Annotated in this window: 9 protein-coding genes; all 9 read right to left on the bottom strand. The window is 54.1% G+C overall.

What is annotated here, in order from left to right:
- Positions 1-30 precede the first annotated feature (30 nt).
- The gene (locus OH491_RS26500; RefSeq protein WP_342750773.1) at positions 31-2,373 is read right to left on the bottom strand and encodes a hypothetical protein; all 2,343 of its coding nucleotides are present in this window, start codon (positions 2,371-2,373) and stop codon (positions 31-33) included.
- A gap of 206 nt (positions 2,374-2,579) precedes the next feature.
- Positions 2,580-3,290 (bottom strand): hypothetical protein, encoded by a 711-nt coding sequence (locus OH491_RS26495; RefSeq protein WP_342750772.1) that lies wholly within the window; start codon positions 3,288-3,290, stop codon positions 2,580-2,582.
- Positions 3,291-3,911: 621 nt separating this feature from the next.
- Entirely contained in the window at positions 3,912-4,394 is a 483-nt protein-coding gene (locus tag OH491_RS26490; RefSeq protein WP_342750771.1) for a DUF4304 domain-containing protein, read from the bottom strand.
- Positions 4,395-4,406: 12 nt separating this feature from the next.
- Entirely contained in the window at positions 4,407-4,850 is a 444-nt protein-coding gene (locus OH491_RS26485) for an SMI1/KNR4 family protein (protein WP_342750770.1), read from the bottom strand.
- A 608-nt stretch (positions 4,851-5,458) separates the two neighbouring features.
- Positions 5,459-6,076 carry a porin family protein gene (locus OH491_RS26480; protein ID WP_068768273.1) on the bottom strand — a complete coding sequence of 206 codons (618 nt, stop codon included), beginning with the start codon at positions 6,074-6,076 and terminating at the stop codon, positions 5,459-5,461.
- Positions 6,077-6,292: 216 nt separating this feature from the next.
- The gene (locus OH491_RS26475) at positions 6,293-6,865 is read right to left on the bottom strand and encodes a hypothetical protein (protein WP_068768274.1); all 573 of its coding nucleotides are present in this window, start codon (positions 6,863-6,865) and stop codon (positions 6,293-6,295) included.
- The gene (locus OH491_RS26470) at positions 6,862-16,440 is read right to left on the bottom strand and encodes a fibronectin type III domain-containing protein (RefSeq protein ID WP_084441743.1); all 9,579 of its coding nucleotides are present in this window, start codon (positions 16,438-16,440) and stop codon (positions 6,862-6,864) included. The genes OH491_RS26475 and OH491_RS26470 overlap by 4 nt, the downstream gene beginning before the upstream one ends.
- Positions 16,441-16,611: 171 nt before the next feature.
- Entirely contained in the window at positions 16,612-17,301 is a 690-nt protein-coding gene (locus tag OH491_RS26465) for a DUF1573 domain-containing protein (protein ID WP_068768277.1), read from the bottom strand.
- A gap of 505 nt (positions 17,302-17,806) precedes the next feature.
- Positions 17,807-20,134, bottom strand: a complete 2,328-nt coding sequence (locus OH491_RS26460; protein WP_342750769.1) for an O-antigen ligase family protein — start codon at positions 20,132-20,134, stop codon at positions 17,807-17,809.
- Positions 20,135-20,229: the final 95 nt, after the last annotated feature.

Raw genomic sequence — 20,229 nt, 5'->3', positions numbered from 1 at the left:
AAAAAGGACTGTAACCAGTCCTCCGCGGAATTAGTTGCCAAACAGGTTGAGCTTTGGAATTGTGTGTGTCTGGTGAGCGCTGCCTCTTGGCTCAAAAACTTGACCATCATACCATGCCTTGTACAAGTCCGCTTTTTTGGCCAGTGCCAGATATTTTAAATCGAAAGCACCAATTGTAAGAATAAAATTATTCGCATTTTTTGGATGCGTGAAAATCGAGACGAAAGCCGAATCCTTGGCGAAAATATGGGAGCCTATGCTAAGATCGAATGTAGTGGTGCTGATTGGAATATCCTTTTGAAGTTTATGCCAAATATGGTTACTTTTCGGGTTTCCAACCAAAACAAGCGAATAATTGTTCATCTCATGCTCGGTCACCTCATAATCGTTTTTCACAATCGGTTCGGCCCCATAAAATTGCTTTGCATAGGTTGTTTTGATGAACTCCACCATTGAGGTTATATTGTTTGCCGAGGCACCTGCCGTTCCCCTCACGATAATGAATGGGGTTGAGAAGATTTCAGATACGGGGCCTTCATAACCCGCGGTTTTGAGAAAGTCGGATGGTGCTTCGCTCACATTTGCGTTCCGGCATGATTCCAGCCATTTAAAGATCATGTCCCAGTCGGGCGTCGTATACAACGGCTGGTCCAAGCGCGCTTCGGCAACGGCACCTTTCTGACGGGCTTTTTCCAGAAACTCCTTTGATAACTCGATCTCACCATGCCCCATTCTTCGGGAGCCGTCATGAACAAGAAGTATCCTGATGTTTTTACTGTCAATAATGTGGTTATCCGGATTTGTGGCTTCAATCCAAGGCTGTATCGGGCCCATGTTGTCTTGAGCCGAGAGTTTTCTGGAAAATATGCCCTTGTTGTACACGACTGCGGCAAAACGCCGGGGATATTTTGACACTAATCGACCCGCAAAAAAACCTGCTCCGCAGGAGCCGTATACACTGGTTCTGGTTTTATCGATGGCATAGTCTTTTTGCACCGCGCGGATTGCTTCGTCAACATGCGCCGATTCATAAGTCCACCCCATGGGGGCGCTTCTATAGCCGGGCCAGAGCACGGCAAAACCATGCTTCTCTGCGATTCTGCCTATCAAAACAGCATTTTGGTGCGCGGCCACAAATGGGCTGGCGATGAAAGGATTTTCTTTGGCTGCAAACGGGGTCGGCATTATGATCAACAACGGGATGCCTTGGTCGGGATTATAACCGGATGGGGCGAACAATCTGTAATGTTGTATTGATTTATCTATATTCGAAACAAATCCTCTAATATGCATCCCGGGAATGCTCTGTGATATGTCTTGATGATTGTTTTTTAATGTGTTGGCCATGGAGGCCAGACTGGTCAGCGTATAAACGGTCTTTTCCTGCCACTCGTTGCCGTCCGGGTCATAATTGGCCTGTGCGAACAGGATTTCTCCGCGTTTGAGCTGAGCATCGACGTTCAATTTTATGTCGTCATTTGGGATGTCTGCTTCATTGATTCGCTTTTTTATGCGCTCAAACAACGCTCTCGGTCGGCCGATGACAAAATATTCCTCGAATGACTCCTGGGCCGCCTTGCAGGTGATTCTGTAGAGGCCGTCCGCAAGGTTGCTTGTGGTGTTTCGGATGGCATACCCATTCCTCATGTTCATTTTTGTGAACACCGGCTTTTCGTCCATGGCATCGACAACGTCTATTGTAACGCAAAGCCGGCTTAATGCGGACGGCCATTTGAGTCTCGGCGGCTCGTTTTGCCGGGCTATTTTCTCTGATAACAATCCATTGTTTGCATCCAAGGCCGTTTGCAGTTCCGTGCCTAGGTCGGGCATTGCCGTAATCTGCAATGCAGACGGGGCTCCGTTCGACAGTGTTTTTATTATTATGATATTCTCACCCTTTTCGAGCGGCACAGGAATGTAGAAATCGACCGCCCGGTCGTGTGTGCCAAGGTTGTCATCCGGCAATTCTTTCACAAGCACCCCGTTGTTGTACAATGCGACGCGGGCGTCTGTGTTTATTTCAAAGACCATCGTCTTGCGACGCTCCGAAACCCCGGCGAATGCGACCATCGAGGTTTGGAGATTTTTCCGGGACGAGGTGGAGGCATGCATGTCCTCCACCGATGAGATCAGTTTCTTCGCGGTACCTTCCTCTGGCTTTTCTTTCGCCCCGACCTGAATCAGGTTATAATCGAGGGTCACACGCGCCGCATCTTTCCAGCCTGCGCCTCCTGCTGCACTCCATGTGCCCAGGCTCATGTATTTTTTTACATCCCTGCTCTCATCCTTGAGTGCAAACGTTGGTATTTCGTCTTTCGAGAATGCATAATCGAAACCAGCGGTTGCATTAGCACAACATACGGCGCTAATCATGAGAATGCTTGTGCAGAATTTGAGGAGAAATATGTTTCGCATGATCATTTCATTATGCCGGCTCTGTTTAAAATATCGTCACGACCAATTATATTATTGCAACTCTCGCTGGTTGATGAGGAAGAAAACAGCCAAGTGAATGGCCAGGCTGGTTTTGCTGACGCCTGTCTGGCGCGTTTCGCCTGGCCTTTTTGCACGCCTCGCTATTATTCGGAAAACTCCGCCTTCAAGGGGCCTTGAGCGATGATTCTTCCATTGGTAAGCGTGACCTCGACCCAATACCAATAATCAGCCTCCGAATCAGGCAAAGGATCACTCATGCTGCCTTCTCTCTCCAGCGTTTTAAGCACTGACTTGCGCTTGGCGTAATCAGTTATGCTGGTTTTCCGAAGAATTTCTATCACTTCTATATTCTCCTTGGGAAAACTCCAGGCAATGGTTGCCTTCGAATAGGTTCGCATGGCCTTCCATTTATACACAGTCGCCACGTCAACGTAGGTCCCCTTGTTATTGGTGTCAGGGTCCACCCTTATTGGACCAAAGTTTTGACGCGGTCCTTTGAGCGGGATAACAGCCATCCAGTAATAGTAAGCCTTGGCATCGGGAAGAGCATCCTCAAAGGCCAGCACCCCGGGTTTGAGCCTGCTCACGAATATACGTTTTTTGGCAATTCCCGTTTGGTTTCGGGTAAAAAAGATATCCTTATACGGCGCAAAATCTATCTTTACATTGCACTTCACCACCTCGCCGTTTCTTTCCAGTGAAAATACATCCGCAACCGGCAACGCAAGCGCCTCCTTGAGTTTTGCATCATCGCTGGACGGTGCAACGGCGCTTGTGTCTTTTGAACATGAGGCAGTAAGCAAAATCAGGAGCAAACCTATGAGGATTGCGGTATTAGCATTTGGGTTTTTCATGGGTATCGATGATGTGGGTGTGGGTAGCTGTCAGCGCGGAATGCTGACGAGCGTTATGCTTGAGAAATTTCCTGCGAGACTCAAATAACGACAGAATTGGAATCTGGGGCGGCTTAACATGCAATAGTTTTCGAAATGGAAATCAAAAGAATGCAATTTACAATAATCCGGACGTTTAGGATTATTGTTTTTCACATAGCATGGGCAGTCGCATCCCTACCGCAGATTTCGACGAGTTCATCGCGGATAAAAGAGACCGTGGGAACAGTAATCGGGTTGACCCGGGACGGAGCGCGGCAGCGCGGAGATGGCCGGCACCGTAAGGTGCGGTCCCGAAGCGAAGCGCAGGGATGCTCTGCTACGGGTGCCCGCATAGCGGACGCGAGGAGCACAAAAGTGGCACGTGGCGGACAAGTCATTGGGATGTTCAGTTTGATGTAGGAGAGTTTTGACTTCGAAGTTTCCAAGTAGAAGGGATTGCAGCCGAAGAACTGTTCATTGCGTTCTGCCTCACTTGGCATATCGGTTGCTATGGTTGGCTTGGAGTGGTTCACTCCGCTCCGAACGATGTTGCCACTCGCGCTTGCATGGGATTGGAAGGCGTTTGCGTTGCCAGCGACGTCACTGCTGAGGTTCATTCACCTTCAGATAGACCTTTGCTTTTAAATTCACCCGACCTCGTTGAAAAACACCTTTCTCAATCGCCATCTTCAAAGACACTGCGTCCCTCATGTGTTCAAAAAAAGGGAGTGCCAATGTTTCTAAAATCATGGCTAACTTTTCTGAACGTTGTATCGGATCAATCGGGTTTTCGAGATTGAGTAGATCTTCGACTTCCTTGGCTCGCTCGCTAAACGCAGCAGTAAGACGAATGCCTATGGGGCATTTATGCTCTTTAGGCAGTGGCATACCTTCCACCACCATCCCGTTAGGCACACAACACAGGTTGACATAAAATTGTGCCCGATAAGCCGACTTTTGGATGTCAAGGAGTTGAAGCGCACCGGGCGCTTGCCGATACCAAGCTGCCGTTTTCTTCGTGAATCCGGCAGTTTGAAGAACTCGGTCAAAAACCACCTCTAAAGTTTTTTTCGACATCTTCATTTTAACCTGTCCCTAATTTGGGTCTCCGTTCATGAAAGAGGGCAGTCGCCGCAACCATTCGTCAAATGACGCGCTATATTTTTCGACGCATTGATCCTCATGATAACGATAATAAACCGCTCCATCATCGACCCCCAGTGCGAAGTAGTCTCCATTTCCTATTCCGTAGAACGGAACCAAACGCTCAGGCCAACTGGACGACGACTTTTCGTTGGCGTAAACCGTCATGATCGAATCGTTACCGTTCGTTTGGCCTGCTGAAGTCACATTGTAGATGTCTCCCGGAAAAGAAAATTCAGCCATCAACTCGATGAACGCCTTAAACTCTGGCGGAAATCGGGTATTGAACGTCGCTTCGAGCGAAACCCAATCCGCCTCAGTGGGCTGATTAAAGTCAGCAGCCCTAACGTCGGGAATCGAACGCAACATCAACCGAATTTCGTCTTTCGTCATCATATTCCTTCGCCTGGTAAAATGTATTCTGAACCGCGCGTCTTGTAGTGCTCTCTGATTTCTTTGGAACGTTGTGCCGGGGTCAACTGCGAAGATTTATCGTGACGCGTATGCGCTCCTGGGCCTCTGTGCGTGCTTTGGGTCAATTCGTCAATAACTCCTCCCTCCGATACCGGAACCTGCTGACGGTGATGCGCCTCAATGTTGTCCGTTCCATGCGTTGCTTGAGTGGTAGGGCCTTTACCTTCCCTCATTCTCACGACTTCGCCCTCCGATGTAGGCTCATATCGGGCCGGTGCTGCCGACATGGGAGGATCTGGATTGGGATAATTCGTCGGCGAAAGCTGCCCTGTCTCTAAGCAAAGCCGAAGGGGTCAGGTCGATGTTTGTTGATTTTTGCATTGGTTGTGACACGGAATAAAAGAGCAGTTGGTGGTGATTGGATTATTTACAAGGATTTTGGTATGGGAGAAATCAACAAACATCGACCTGACTCCTTCAGCTTGGTCCAAAAACCTACGGCTCGGTGAGGGTGAATTTTTTGCCGTTGTAGACCTCGGCGCGCCATCGGGTCGATCTTGAAATAAATGGCTGAACCCGCCCATTCGCGCTCAAAACGAGCAGCCGACTGACAGGGAAACACATTCCTTGTTTTTGACCGTGATGCCGGAAGTGTCGCTGATGTTCGCCAGCCCCTTGCTGTATTGGAGTTTCAAGGAAAACCTGCCGTATTGGTAGCCCGCGCCAAGATTCAGGCCGTAGTCGAGGGTTTTGACGTCATCTATGCCCTCGCGTTGTCCCCCGATCTCGGCCTTGTCAGCCACTTTGCCGGCCAGATACACGCCGCCGAAAAGCAGCGCCCTGCCGCCGTCGCCCATGTCGATTTTGAAAGCCACGTTCACGGGAGCCTCCACATAGTCCAGTTCGAATTCGGCGATGAGTCCGCCGGATTCATATTTCCCGCCCTTCTGGATGTAACGCAGCTCGGGAATCAGCGACCAGTTTTGATGGAAGGCGCAGTCGGCGAAGGCTCCAAACTGGAAACCGCTCTTGGATTTGGCCAAGGTGCCGGAGGGCATCCCTTCGATGGTCAGCCGCGCGACGTTCGCGCCGACGGTCATGCCGTAGCTGGTTTTTTTGACGAAGCCGGCGGTTTGCGCGGACAGCATTACGCCGGCGGAGAGCAGACCGATGGACAACAGGGCCAGTTTGGACAGGTGTGTTTTCATGACAGGACGGGTTTGTGGTTGCGGAGAAAACCGTAAGGGGAGGGGCGCGTGTGGTTAACCCCCAAAAAAAAGGGGCTAGGGGGATTATTGTTGATTTTCGTTTCTTTCATAGGCCTGAAATCGCGGATAGATGGCGGAAAATTGAAAGGATGCTGGATTGGGCTGATTGGCATAGGGCTTTTCTGGTCGAGATAGAAGAAATCAACAATAATCCCCCTAGCCCCTTTTGTTTGCCTCTTGCGGTGCCTCTTGCGGGGGTTTCTGCGGTTCACTTACAACTTTAACATCCTTTATGAAGCCAGTTTCAATATTTTCGACCATCAAGTCGGTCAACGCGAGGTTGAATCTGGAACGGAAGTCAGCATCTACTTCCAACTTGACAGATATTTTCTCCATAGGGGGCTTCCAATAAGTATCAGCCTCCCATGAAATCAATGCGGATTCTCCTGGGAGCAGCTCTGCAATGCCTAGGGATGAGACAGGAGGGATGATCGTTGAGCCTTCGCGCGTATGGTAGAAATCCCATCTCAAAATGCTTGTATAATAATCTCTGCCGCCTTCGCCGCCCTTGCGAAATCCTGCCGTGGGGATCATTATTTTCATTTTTCCTGTATTTATTATATACAGTCGAAAAAATAGATGATATTTCCCTGTTTCCCCGTCATCATTTTCAATGATGGTCAGTATCCCCGCTTGCGCGCTGGCTTGGACCCTCGCGTTCGAGCCCCCGCCGGCTTTGATGGCATGAAGTGCAATCATCATAAAAATTATAATTTTTAGTATTTTCATTTTTTTGTATATTTATACATCCAAAGCGTTTGATTTTCGCCATAGGTGCTTATGTTTCCGGTATGAACGACTCCGTTATTTGTGTATTGCATTCCATAGTTTACCCTGTCCTTGTGCGCCCATATTGATTGATCCGCACTCAAATACCTTGCGAATCTATTCATATATTGGTAATCGCCGACATAGCAAGAGAACATGTAAAGGCTACCGGATGGCGTCAGGTGCTTTATCATCAGTCTTATGGTGCTTGAGGACACCGCTTTCCCATTTATGTATATTCCATCCTTGTTGCCATGCCCAAAAAATCCGATGCTGTCCACCTGTCCGGGATTCGCCTTGAAATAGGCTTTTATATCACCTTCCCTATTGACACGGATTGCCTTGGAACTCCGTTGGTTAGCGGCTGCTTCAAAATCCTCATGACCAGCCAGCCTTTCCACTGGATTTCCCGGGTCCTTATTATCATAAAACGCCAAACTAACCTTCTCATCACGCTTGTCCTCGGGACGCGAATGTTCCGCATTAAACAAATGCTGCATGGCGCTGGTGGCCGCGCCGTTGACGAATTTTCCTCCGGTCAGTTCGGCGGCGGTGCCGCCGATAATGGCGGCGGTCGCGGTCCTTGCGGCGACATACCAGCCGCCCTCGGTTCCGCCCATGAAGCCCATTACTCCTCCCGTCCCGGCCAGCGGCCCGCTTTGCGGCCCGCCCAGGTGCATGATGCCGTTTGAGAAGGCTGACGAGTAGAACCCGTGCCGGAACTCCCCGCCCTGAGCCTCCGACGCCAGACCGCCCACGGTCGCGTGGGCCAGTGTGCGTCCTGTCCAATTCACGTAATCATTCGCCCATATCCCAGAGGCATCATTAAACGCCGTGCCAATGCCATGGGTGAGTCCGGCGGTCACCGCCCCTATGGCTCCGCCTATGAGTCCCGCCTTGAAAGCGTCGTTGAGGTTGCCGCCATAGGCCAGCGTGCCCACGAATCCCCCCGTGAAGCCGCCGGCGGCACCCGCAGCCGTGGCCCCCCAGAATGTATTCAGTCCGCCCGCCGCCACGCCTGCCGAGTAAGCGACAGCGATCACGATTATCGCCACCACCACCACCCGGAAGACGTCGTCAAAACTCAAATACCCGCTCGGGTCGGTCGCGTTGAGCGGATTGTTGTCCACATAACTATACCGGTTATACGCCTGCGACGCGCCCTCGTCGCCCACGAAGGGGTCCGCCGACAGGAAGCGGCCCAGCGCGGGGTCGAAGACGCGCCCGTTCATGTGGATGAGGCCGAAGTCGTCCAAATGCTCGTGGCCGGTGAAGCCGCGCGTGACCTTGCCACCCTGCCCAGTGTGGGTGTCAACCAGCGCCTCGCGTTTGCCCCACGGGTCGAAGGCGAAGCGTTTTTCGACGCGGCCCCATTCGTCGGTGACGGCCACGATGGAGCCGAGGCCGTCGAGGTGGTGGTAGCGCGTCTCGATGAGGGAATCGCTGCGCATGGTACGGGTGGCGACCTTGCCCAGCGGCGACCAGACATGATATTTTTCCTCGGTGAAGCTGGCGGCGGCGTTGATCACCAGCTCGTAGAGGTCGCCTATGTAGATGGTCTTGGTGCCGTCGCTGTGCTCCTGCACGATGCGCTCGCGGCCCGCGCCGAAGCGGAAGCTGGTGCTCGTCGCGCCTTGCGTGATGGTTTCGACTTGGTTGAACACCGTCCATGCCAATTCGCGGCCCGCGCCGGTGGTCATGTTGCCGTTGCCGTCGTAGGCGTAGTTGCGCGTGAGGTTTTCGGCGGCGTCATAGACCGAGGTGACGGCGTGGGGGCCGGCGTTGACGCCGGTATAGGAATACACGCCGTAGTCGGATTTTTGGGTGATGTTGCCGATGGCGTTGTAGGAAATGGCGACGGCTTTCGGAACCACGGGCGGGACGCCCGTGCCACCCGCTCCCTGCAACTGCCATTGCGTCAGCCGGTTCAGGCCGTCGTAGGCGAAGGTTTCCTCGCGGCCCAAGGCGTAGTCGGTGCGGTTCACGACTTGGCCGAGGGCGTCGTAATTATAGGTGTGATATTGCGCGTGACGGCCTGTCCCGGCACCGGAGAAAACTTCGCGGACGCGTCCGGTCACGGAGCTGATCACGCGGTGGCTGGCCAGACCGTTGCCCAGCGAACTGCTTTTCAGCGCCCCGGTGACGGTATAGGCATCGGCCTGCCAGAAGCGGTGATTGGGGCGCACGTCGTTAAGCCAGCCCGACGGCATGACGCCGCCATCGGCCCGCACTTCCTTGAGGAAGCCGAGGTCATTATATACATTCCTCACGCGGAAACCGCCGGGATAGACGGTCACGGAAGGACGTCCGCATGAATCGTATTCCTGATTGACGGCGTAATCTATATCATCAATGCGGCGCGTGAGGCGCGACTGCCGTCCGAGATGGTCGTAAAGGAAGGTTTCCTGATAACCCGGCTGGCCGGGCGTCTGCACGAGAACAGACAGGAGCCTGCCCCGGCTTTTGGCGTCGCCGGTGCCGGGCTCGGTGGTATCATTGTCATACGTCCACGTGGTGGTGCATTTGACCACACCGGAGGAGTTTTTGTCGGTGCGTGTGGCGAGCCGCCCGAGAGGGTCGTAGGTCATGGTCGTGGTCTGGCCCTTGGCGTCGGTCTGCGAAACGAGTTCGCCGAGGGCGTTGTAGGCGTAAGTCCATGTGCCCATGTCGGGCGAGGTCATGCCGGTTTTGCGCCCGCGATTGTCATACGCGAAGGTGGTGTCCACGGTGGAGCCGTCCTCGCGATAAACGGAGGTTTTGAGGAGACTGCCGTAGGCGTCGTAATAGTAGTGGATTTCGCCTTTGTTGACGCCGGTGCCGGCGGCGTTGTTTACGCGACGGATGACCTGCCCTTGGGTGTTTTTGGCGACCTCCTCGACCTGGCCGAGCGGATTGATGGTGCGGGTGGTGAGGCCGTCGTATTCGATGGAGCTGAGCACCGTGCCTCCCGGGGCCTCGTCGTCGGGCGTGGAAATTTCCAGCGGGCGGTTCAGGAGGTCGTGGAGGAGCGTTTCCGTCCAGCCGGGGGCGGGGGTGTTGAGGTAATACGGAAGCGAGGTTTTGAAGGCGCGGCCCATGCCGTCGTAAAGCGTCTCGGTGGTGACGATGCGGGCGAGGCCGTCGGTGCCGCCGGGGTTGATGCCCCACGTGGCAATGGCGCGGCCCATCTTGTCATAAAAGGTGACGGCGGGGGCGGAGCCGGTGGACTCGGTTTCCATATAATACAAGGCTCCCGTCGGCGCGCCGGAGCCGGCCCAGCGGTGGCGGGTGACGCTCTGCGTGCCGTCGGCGCGCAGCTCGCGCACGGGGCGGGCAAAGCCGTCATATTCCCACGATGTGGTCAGTCCGTTGGGACCGGTGGTGGAAAGGCGGACGCCGAGGGCGGAGTCATATTCGTAGGTTTCCGTTTGCCCAAGGGCGTTGCTGGTGCCCAGCGGGAAGCGCCCGATGTCATCGTAAGTCGTGGCGGCGGTGCGACCGGAGCCGAGGCCCGTGCCGGTGGTGGTCGCCGAGATCGTGTTGCCAAAGGCGTCGTGGGTATAGGTGGTCGTGAGTTTGAGCGGGGAGGCGTCCGGCGCGCCGGGCTCGATAATTTCTGCGGTGAGCAGGCCGGTGACAGAGTCGTATTCAAAATCGGAAGTGCGGGTCTGGGTGACCGGGGTGCCGCCGTCGGGGGCCGGGGCGGTGGTGGTCACGGTGCTGCTGAGCAGGCGCCCGAGCATCCAGCAGTTGAGCGATGTTTGCGAGGGAGCGGGTGGTATCCAGTCATCATCGTCAGCATATGTGCTGGTGGTGGTTTTCGTAAACACAGCCCCGCCGCCGGAAGTGTCGATTTCGACTGCGGTGGCGTTGCCATAGATATTATAGGTGTAGGTGGTGACGGTTTCGGACGTGAGTGCACCGTTTAATTCGCGGGTATTCTGGATGGTTTGGGAAATGTGGGGAAAAACGGTTTTGCCTCCGTTTAATGAAAGATAAGCGTAATCGGTGGCGGTTTGCGACAGAACGACATCATCCTCCGTTTGCGTGATGATGTCGGTCGGCAGTCCGATGCAGGGCCACTCCTGATTGAAGTGCGTCACGGTGCGGATGCCCGTGCGCGTGTCGGTGGCCTGCATCCAGGCAAAACCGAGGCTGCCCCGGTCGAGGTGGGAACGCAGCCCGCCGTAACGGTAGCCGATGCCATAGGTGCCGCCCGCGCCGTCGTCATGCGAGACGGTTTTCACGACATGCAGGGGGCCGATGGCGTCCGCCACGGGGGTGGTCGCGCCAGCGCCCTTTTCATAGACGGGCTCGCCGCCGACGGGCGCGGGCTCGGTGAGCGGCGCGTAGGCGACGGACACGGTGACGCCAAGGCCGCTGGTCACGGCGGTGAGGCGGTCGGGGTTCACACGGCGGTTGATATAAGCGCCCTTGGAGATGATGATGTTCTTCCACGCCCAGACGAGGTCGGCGGCGCCGTCAGCGTTGAGGTCGATGAACTCGTTGCCGGGATTGCCGAGGGTGCCGGTGGCCAGCATGCGCGGAATCTGGTAGCCGGACGCATTTGATGACCAGCCGGCGCCGGTGCCAAGCCGCGTGGTAAAATCAGTGCCATCCCCGTAGCGGTGCACAAAATCCGGGATGCCGTCGTTATTGATGTCCAGAATGGCGGAGCCTCGCGGTTCATTGTTATGATAAATTGCAATCCCATCCGGGGCATGCAGGCTGGCCGGCCCCGGCGTCCAGCCGGTGCCGGTGTTGATATAAACGGCGTTTTGATTGTTCGCGCCGTCGCCGCTGTTGCGCGCGATGACATCGGGCAGGCCGTCGCCGTTAAGATCGCCCACCTCACCGTCAACCCCCGGGGGGGCCGGGCGGGTGCCATAATTGTAAAGCAGCACCGGCAGATGGTAGGCGGCGTCATCATTCCAGCCGGTTGATGTTTTTATATAGGCGTGAACCGCCAGGCCGGCGGATTGAAGAATGTCCGTCATGCCGTCGCCGTTCAGGTCCACGAAACGCGTGCCGGGATGATACCTGTCGGTCGGAATCTCGTGCTCCGGCGCGTGGGTCCAGGCCGAGCCGCGGACGGCCTCGCTGCCGCCGCCGGTGTTCAGCCAGGTGTCGTTGGCGAGCTGGCGTGTGACCGAGCCTCCGTTCTTCACCAGCACAAAATCGGAATGGAATCCCGAGACATCCGTCCGCCCATCGCCGTCGAGGTCCAATGTCTCCAGTTCCTCACGCCAGAAATATTGAACCACCTGCCCCGGCTCAAGCGTGGGAGGCGGCGGTTGCGCGGGCAGGGAGAAGCGATTGCTGAAAACAAAACCGGTTCCGGTGTTCAAATAAACATCGCCACCCAAGCCGGTTCCACCCAGGTCCGTGGGGCAATACATGGCGTCCACCAGCCCGTCGTTGTTATAATCCGCAAGCCGGACGCCGGTTCTGGTATTGGACTTATCATTGGTGGAAAGCGTCACCGGGTCGGGCAGGCGGTAGTCGTGCTGGCCGTTCGCGCCGATGGCCTCCACCCAGCCCGCCGTGGTGTTCAGCCAGGCCATGTTGGCGGCGGTGCCGCTGAGGCCGAGTTTTTGCAGGCAATCAGCGCGTCCGTCGCCGTTCAAATCAATAAAAACCACGCCTTGGTCGGCCAGACGGCCCTGGCCGTCAATCCCGGCGATGACCGGGGGCGGATGGAAGGCGGAGCCCGGCACATCAAAGCCGCCCGGTGGATCGGAATAAGCGAAGGTGAGTGGAAGGTAGGCTGCGCCGCCGGTCCCGGACTCGGTGATGCTCGCGAGCAGGGAGCGGTTGCTGTAAGGGCGCTGGGTGTAGGTGAGCGTGTAGGCGCGCACCTCGGTCTCGCCGTAAAGCGACCTGATTTTTTGGAGTCGTTTGAGCGAGGAGATTTTCGCGCCGTGGATGTAGCCAAAAGAAGTGTCGGGCCGGTTCTCATAGACAAATTCCAGCGAGGCGTAAGGCTGCAATGACGGTGACGATGGCGTGCCGTCGCCGTCGTGCCCGGTGTAGCGGATTTCGTCCAGCACCTGCTGGCCGCTGACGGCATCCACCGAGTAGTGGAATGTCATGTAGTTGCCGGCGGTGTCGGAAACTTTGTTCACGGCCCACGAGAGCGGAGCCATCTGGTTTTGCGGGCGGAAGCGCGACTCGTCGGTGTGGCCGAACTCGATGATGAGGCCGCCCTTGGTCCACGCCCTGAACCAACCGGGGCTGTTGCCGCTGGCACCGTAGGAAACGACGCGGGTGAAGGATTCAATCTCGGTGCGGTATTCGGCACCCTCCGCGCCATAGGCATTGTCGCCGATGACAACCAGCCGCTGCCCGTCGAGATAGAAACGGTCGGCGCCGGTGAAGGCCATCGCGCGGTTCTGGCCGTCCACCATCTTGGTTTGCGGCCCACGGGAGATGGCGGAAAGGCCGCCGATGGACCAGCCGAAGCCCGCGATGCCAGCGCCAGCCTGACTGCTGTAATTGAGCGTGACCTTCGGTTCGACGCCCGCCGTGCCGGGCGTGACGGCAATGGGAATCGTATAAGTGGCCGCGCCATTTTTATCGACGGAAAATTCACCGGCGGTGGTTCCCACGGCATGGGTGCCGCCGGTGGCGGGGGATGGCCAGCCCGCCGGCACGGTGTTGCCCAAGGTGCTCGTGCCCGCGTCATAGCTGGTCGGATTGGTGCTGAGATTGTATTCGGCGATGTTGGTCAGGCCATCATTGTCGGGGTCGCCGAACACGTCGGAGGGAGAAAGCCCGTATTGGGCGGCCCATGCGCCGGGAAGCGTAGTGCCGCTGCCAACAAGCGTTTGCCCGGTGGTAAATGAAAACGGCGTGCTCCAATCGGAGGAATTGCCCGCCGAGTCGCTGGCGCGCACCTCGAACAAATAGGCGATGCCAGGGGCCAAGCCGGTCACGCGCAATTGCGTGTCGCTCGTTGTGCCAATGCTCACGCCGTCCCGGCACACTTCGTAGCCGGTTATGGTTCCGTGTTTGCTCATGGCCGGAGTCCATGAAAGCGTGAACGAGTCGACCGCCTCCCCGCCTGCTATCAATCCAGTCGGACGCGTGATGGCTACGAACAAGTGCGTCCACTCGGTAGTAGTGCCGGAAGGGAAATAACACCCCGGAGCGGGCTCGGCGGTGACGATGACATAGTCGGCGTCTGAAACATGATTCTCACCCTCCGATGCCTCGTTGCCGTTTATGCGATAGATGACGCCTTCGGTCCCGGGAATATCGACGATGGGGTCGTCGTCGTTGCTTTCGGGATGAATGAACATAGGCGCAGCAGGAACGACACGGTGGCCAAAGGAGTGGGTCCATTCAGTGACGGCATCTTTGGCGAAGAAATATCCCGTCGCAGGCTCGATGGTAACAGTGACGGTATTGCCAACGAAGTAGCCATATTCGCCTCCCCCAACTGACATGCCATTGATGCGGTAGGTGACATTTTCTGAATGGGAAATATTCACAAAAGCTTCGTCGCCCCCATACCCCGGATCGACAAAAACAGGTGCGACGGGAACAATAAAATAAGGCGAGCTGGAGCCAAAGGTATGTGTCCACGTGGTGACAGCATTGTTTGGGAAATGATAGCCCTCCTCAGCGACGACGGTAACGGTGACGGTGTCGCCCAAGGAATAATATTGATCTTCTCCAGGCACTCCCTCCCCGCCATCGATGTAATAGGTAACTCCCTCGACATGGGGGATGACGACGTAACATTCGTATTCATGCTCAGGACCATTGCTGGGATCATAATCAGGATCGACAAACTGGGGCGCCGTGGGCATGAGCATTTCAGATCCCGACAGCTCAATTGCGTACCCGGTGAGCCCCACGATAGACAATGGCAGTTCCACATAAGATCCGTTCCCATCATCGTCATAATCCCAATAACTCGGATCATCATAATCGAGTGTGAACGCAAGAGCGATGCTTTCCAGCCAACCATCCTCGCTCACGCTGATACTATTTCGTATCCACCCGCGAAGCTGCTCCAACTGTTGCGTCTTCGTTATTGTCCCATGATCGCCATCAACGATGCCTTCATATGTCAAAAGGCCTCCCCATACAGACATCAGGAAATCTCGGATGGCCTCGTCTTTTGTCGCCCTCTGTATGACTAATGGCTGGCTGGATAGATTGATGGAACCGTCCTCATAGAAAGAGGGATCTGTTGCCTTTATATACATGCCGTCGACATTATTGCTATAGTTCATTAGCTGGGCGATTACCCCGGCATAATTGGGGGTATTGTAATTCACATTAAACTGGCGGGCCGTGAGGGTAAACCCGGTGGAGCTAGTGATAACGGTGAGCATGTTGCTTGGGCCGGAAACATTGCCAGCCACGTCTCTCGCCCTCACGGCAATAGCATATGCCGTGGATGGCGCAAGGCCGGTGAGCGCATACGAGGTGCTGTTTGTCGAATTAATCACCTCGCCGTCGAGAAAGATTAGATAGTCCGCAATCCCCGCGTTGTCCGAGGATGCCGTCCATGTTATGGTTGCTGAATTGCTTGTTATGCCGGATGCGGTGAGGTTGGCAGGGGCCGTGGGCGGCGTGGAGTCAGGGGCGGCCGTGGTTTGGAACGTGCTTGTATAGGACGATACGCCAGTGCTGTTGCGGGCAAGAATGCGATAATAATAGGTGACACCCGGAGTCAGGCCGCTGTCGGCGAAGGAAAGCGAACCTGTTACTTCGGCAATTTTGACAAAGGCTATGCCGTCGCTGCTGCGTTCGATTTCGTAAGTGATGCCGGAATCAGCCGAGCCTTCCCATGTGAGCGTAGTGCTCGTGGCGGTAGTGTTGCTGATGACGGGATTGGCGGGCGTGGCGGGTGGAGGGCTGACAACCACCAAGTCATGTGACGACGAATGCCAAGTGTTGCCGATGTTGTCCTGCGCGGTGAACCGCACTGTGTATGCACCCGCCTGTGTCGGGGTGAGCGTGATCGAGTGCGAGCTTTGCGTCGCCCCGCTCAAGGAAATCCCTCTTGCCACACCGCTTGTGAGCGCACCCAAATTTGACGAACCTGGCGTTGCAATACCTGTTGACGCAGATACCCATTGCCCTCCGGGAGCTTTCCAATCAATGCTGTGCGCCGTGAGCGTGCGATTTTCCGCTTCGTAGGATCCTGCGGCAGCTTCGGATGAATAAGTGCGCGACTGGCCAAGCGTGAGGGTGACTGCACTGTTTGGGTTGATTGTAACCGTGTGCGGTTCGTCCACCCATTCTTCCCAGCAATAATCAGATTCAATCCATTCGCACACCTCCCTTTCTTCATCCACCCACTCTTCTACCCACTCGCAAAATTCAAAATATGTGTAATAGCCTGATTCACCGTCATCGACCCACTCATACTCCGTCCAGCACTCGTAATATGATATCAAATAAGAATCGGTTTCAGTCCAGCAATACTCCTCATAATCCGTCTGGCAGCGGGTGACATATCCGGCTCGCGTTGCAGGTTGGATGAAAAACACCATCACGAGGATTATAAAAAGATTCCGAATCGATTTTTGGAGCTTCATGATGATACGGTATGTTTGCACGCTGACGCTGTCGTGAGGGGTAATACTGTTTGATGTCTTGTTTCGCCAATTGGATTCGGATCAGTTTCCGAGCAGCAAAAGACCTTCAACTGCCCGGCTTACCTATGTTTGTTGATGGCAACCGGAAGCGCGCGTACGAACTGCAACGCATCACCGAACGATGACCCTTTGGGAATTGGGATCCTTGACTGCGGCTACGATTCTGGCCTTTTCAACAGTGCCGTCCTCCGCAGTGACATCGATGTAGATAAAACCTGCGGTGACTTTTTCTGTGGAAATCGCTGTTATGACTATTGGATACGCGCCGTCGTCGTTTTTGGATTGTATCTCAGCGACAAAATTTGGGTCTGTTGAAAACACCGCCGTGGGCCTTACTCCGGCCTGCCTGATGTCGCGGAAAAGCAGCACCTTGCTTCCAGACTGGGCTCCCATCACCCAGTGCGCGTTGCTGGGCGTGACAACGTAATTGGTTGTGCTGGCCACGTTCACCCGGAGCGTAACCGTGGAATTTTGCGGATCGGTGGTGGTAACCGTAATTTTGTAGTTTTGCGGGCCGGCTCGGCTGGTGCGAGTATACCGGGCTTCCAGAACGCCCTCCTCTCCAGGCTGATATGCCTCCTTCTCCATGGTGGAAAGCTTCAGACATGAACAAGAGGGCACTGCCGAGAGGATGGCAATCGGCTCGGCACCGTTGTTCTTAAAGATGAATTTAATGTCCGCCTGTTGTTGATTTACCGCCAAAGTAATCGACTGTTCCATCGGATCCCATTGAATCTCGGCAAACAGTGGGCACAATATTGTAAAAAACACGGCCAGAAAGGTCACAATTTTAGTGTTCATAGGTATGGGTAGTGAGGAACGGCGTATAGGTGGTTGCGTTGCTATGTCACGCCTTTAGAAATACCAACGGAGTTTAATGGGGGAACGGGAAACAAACTTTAAGTGTTTTTATGGTGCCATATTACGGTGTAAAGGATTATTTTTAGAATAAATATTTATTTTAATGATATATCTTTGTTTATTATTGCAAAGCATATAAATTACCATCAGGTATTACGGTCGCCTGGTTATAAATCACAAATAATCAGATAGTTAGGCATATAGCCATCATGTTTTTATAGTATTTCTCAATCAACAGCTGCTAAATAATAACTTTTAAAAAATGATGAATGCAAAAGCTGCATAGCTCTATAGAGAGTGAAGGGATGTTGAGTTGCTTGTGAAGGATGGTGATGAGGAGGTAAACGCACAGAGCGATCCAGAGTGGTGTTTTCACGGCGTTGGGGTGAAATTACCCCGATTTGTGGAAGGGGTGGCTGGCAAAGCCAAAAAGCGGGCGATATTGTCACCGTGCATTTCTGCGGTTTCGGACGCTTTTTATTTCATTCGCGGTTCTTTGGAAAATCCCCCCTGGCCCGATCTTTGTCTCGCTTACAAAAGAACCATCCACGGTATGAACCAGAATGATGTTTACATTGCCGTCACGGGCATATTCATAACGGAAAACGTCATCCTCAGTGAGCACGACCGGTGCTCGACCAACCGCAACGCCTCGCTTTGCGTCGTCACGTGGCGCCCACCTATATATCCCCGATGCGCCATTGCTCCCATGCCAGCCAGTCAGCAATGCATCATCATACTCGAATTGTGTCCGCACCCCAGAGATATTCTCAACACGCAAAAGACGATGATCATGACTCCACTCAAAATTGCATTTTCTATCGCCTGAAAATATCAAGTGTTGAAGCAGTCCGTTTTCGGCGTATCCGATGCGCGCGACTGCAATGCGGGCATCACCAGCCAGCCTTGAGATTTCCAGAATAGACTCCCTGTCGCTGACGACAGCGAATCTCCCCAGTTGTGCATCGGTGATAGTTTCAAGGAAGCCGTCCTTATACCGCCAAACCGAACCCTGGCAGGTTTTTATTTCTATAACGCCGGATTCAAAAACGTTTACGGATGAACCGTCATTGCCGTCACCAAATCCCATGTCTTGTCGGAGATACCTCATTTTCTGGCCAGCCGGTTTGACCCAGACCAATTGATCGTGGGATTCGAAATAAACGCATGTCCGCAACCCGGTTACACTCCACTCGCTTCTGGCACTCCGGTTGCTGCCAATGCGAATTCCATGCGTCAGCTGGAAATTAAATCCCAACTTAGAAAGCACGGATACTCCACCCAGCTCCAGCGACAGTCGCGGCAAGCCATTCATATCAACCTTGCCCATGTTCAACAGGATTTCTGAGCGCAAAACGCGCTGCTCGGCATTGGCAGTCGAAAAGATTACAGGATTGCTTGCAGGAGAGATTAACCGTCCTCCCTGGGACGAATAAACCAGTTTAGCCCCCATCTTCGCTGTCCAAATACGCCATGCACGATCATACTGGGACGTATCCGCTAACGGCAAACAGACCGCCATTTCGTGATTAGCAGGCGGATTACCTTCCGGAGGGTATACAGAAGGATATAAAACGATTGTTTTTTTCAATCCTCCCCCACCCAATCGAACGCGGCTCGCATGAAAACCCGAATAAACACAAACCTCAGGCCGCAAGCTGGTATGCGGATCTGAACAATGCCACGGCGCATACACAATCAGCGATTCCGAAGAAAAAACATCAAAGGAAGATGCAGATGCCCGAATCGACTTGCCATAGTAGGTGCCAAAGATTGTGCCATCGACCCATAAAGCACTTGGATTGTCCGCAGCTGTGCAGGCATCACGCCTTGAAAGCTTCACCACATCAGCGCCATCCAAGGGTTTTGCCTGCCAGTAAGTGTTTTTTGCCGCAGCATATCCAGCACTGAGCGCGCCAGCCACAATAAACAGTGCCAAGCCAACACCGCAGATACAGCTTCCCAGTGTCCCCTTGTTTCGGATTCCAATGACGAAAAGAGAAATCGCCGATGCGGAGGGAAGCAGCCACAGCGACCACTCATACCAGCAACAGGTCCAGATATTGCCTATCATCCATGCGATTACGCACGAACCAGCAGCTACACACCAACTATGTTTGCGCATCGTGACCGCGATGGCCACCGCGACCAGGAGAACCGATAACGATAAAAATAATGCCGGGACTCCGTGATTAACCGTGAGTTCCAGATAGCCGTTTACGAAGCTTGTTGGCCTTACTGTTTGCTCAATTGACTGATACCAATTAACATAGGCCATTCCACCTTGCTTGAAACCCCATCCTGCGAATGGAGAGTCCCAGATCATTGCGAGGCCGCCTCGCCACAGTTCCAAACGATTGGATACTGACATATCTTGGGCCAGATATCCGGGCGAAACCCGACCTGCAAATCCAGTGAACACACAAATGAAAAGAATCAATCCGACTCGTACGATCAGATTTAGCCCTTTGCGCCTGAGTCCATTCCAGTTACCCTGCTTCACCACTGTAAAAAAGCATAGCAACGCACACAAGGCTGCGAGTAACCCTCCCCGCGAGTAAGTTTTCACAAGCACAAACCAACTGCACAGCTCCAAACCGTAGAGTAATGCAAGCCCTCCAATGCGCAAGCCCAGCCTGTTTGAACGCGCCCAACGAAGTTCCACCAGCCAGAGCCACACAAGAGCACACGAAAAAAAACAAGCCATGAAGTTAGGGTTTCCCCAATACACGCTCCAACGTAAATGACCGTTGTAAAAATACTCGGCAGGCATGTGTCAAATCTTACTAAGTTTTAAAATACAGAACACAAGTCATAGATTGCGTATTTGATCACGGATTTGCTTAACTGCATCTTAATGAGGATTCC

The organism is Termitidicoccus mucosus, from assembly GCF_038725785.1.
Classification (GTDB): Bacteria; Verrucomicrobiota; Verrucomicrobiia; order Opitutales; family Opitutaceae; genus Termitidicoccus; species Termitidicoccus mucosus.
Note: the sequence above shows the minus strand (reverse complement) of the source record. Positions and strands in the feature narration are given on the sequence as shown.

Coding starts and splice junctions, on each gene's coding strand:
- OH491_RS26500 (WP_342750773.1), bottom strand. CDS start 2,373: ATGATTAGCGCCGTATGTTGTGCTAATGCAACCGCTGGTTTCGATTAT.
- OH491_RS26495 (WP_342750772.1), bottom strand. CDS start 3,290: ATGAAAAACCCAAATGCTAATACCGCAATCCTCATAGGTTTGCTCCTG.
- OH491_RS26490 (WP_342750771.1), bottom strand. CDS start 4,394: ATGAAGATGTCGAAAAAAACTTTAGAGGTGGTTTTTGACCGAGTTCTT.
- OH491_RS26485 (WP_342750770.1), bottom strand. CDS start 4,850: ATGATGACGAAAGACGAAATTCGGTTGATGTTGCGTTCGATTCCCGAC.
- OH491_RS26480 (WP_068768273.1), bottom strand. CDS start 6,076: ATGAAAACACACCTGTCCAAACTGGCCCTGTTGTCCATCGGTCTGCTC.
- OH491_RS26475 (WP_068768274.1), bottom strand. CDS start 6,865: ATGAAAATACTAAAAATTATAATTTTTATGATGATTGCACTTCATGCC.
- OH491_RS26470 (WP_084441743.1), bottom strand. CDS start 16,440: ATGAAGCTCCAAAAATCGATTCGGAATCTTTTTATAATCCTCGTGATG.
- OH491_RS26465 (WP_068768277.1), bottom strand. CDS start 17,301: ATGAACACTAAAATTGTGACCTTTCTGGCCGTGTTTTTTACAATATTG.
- OH491_RS26460 (WP_342750769.1), bottom strand. CDS start 20,134: ATGCCTGCCGAGTATTTTTACAACGGTCATTTACGTTGGAGCGTGTAT.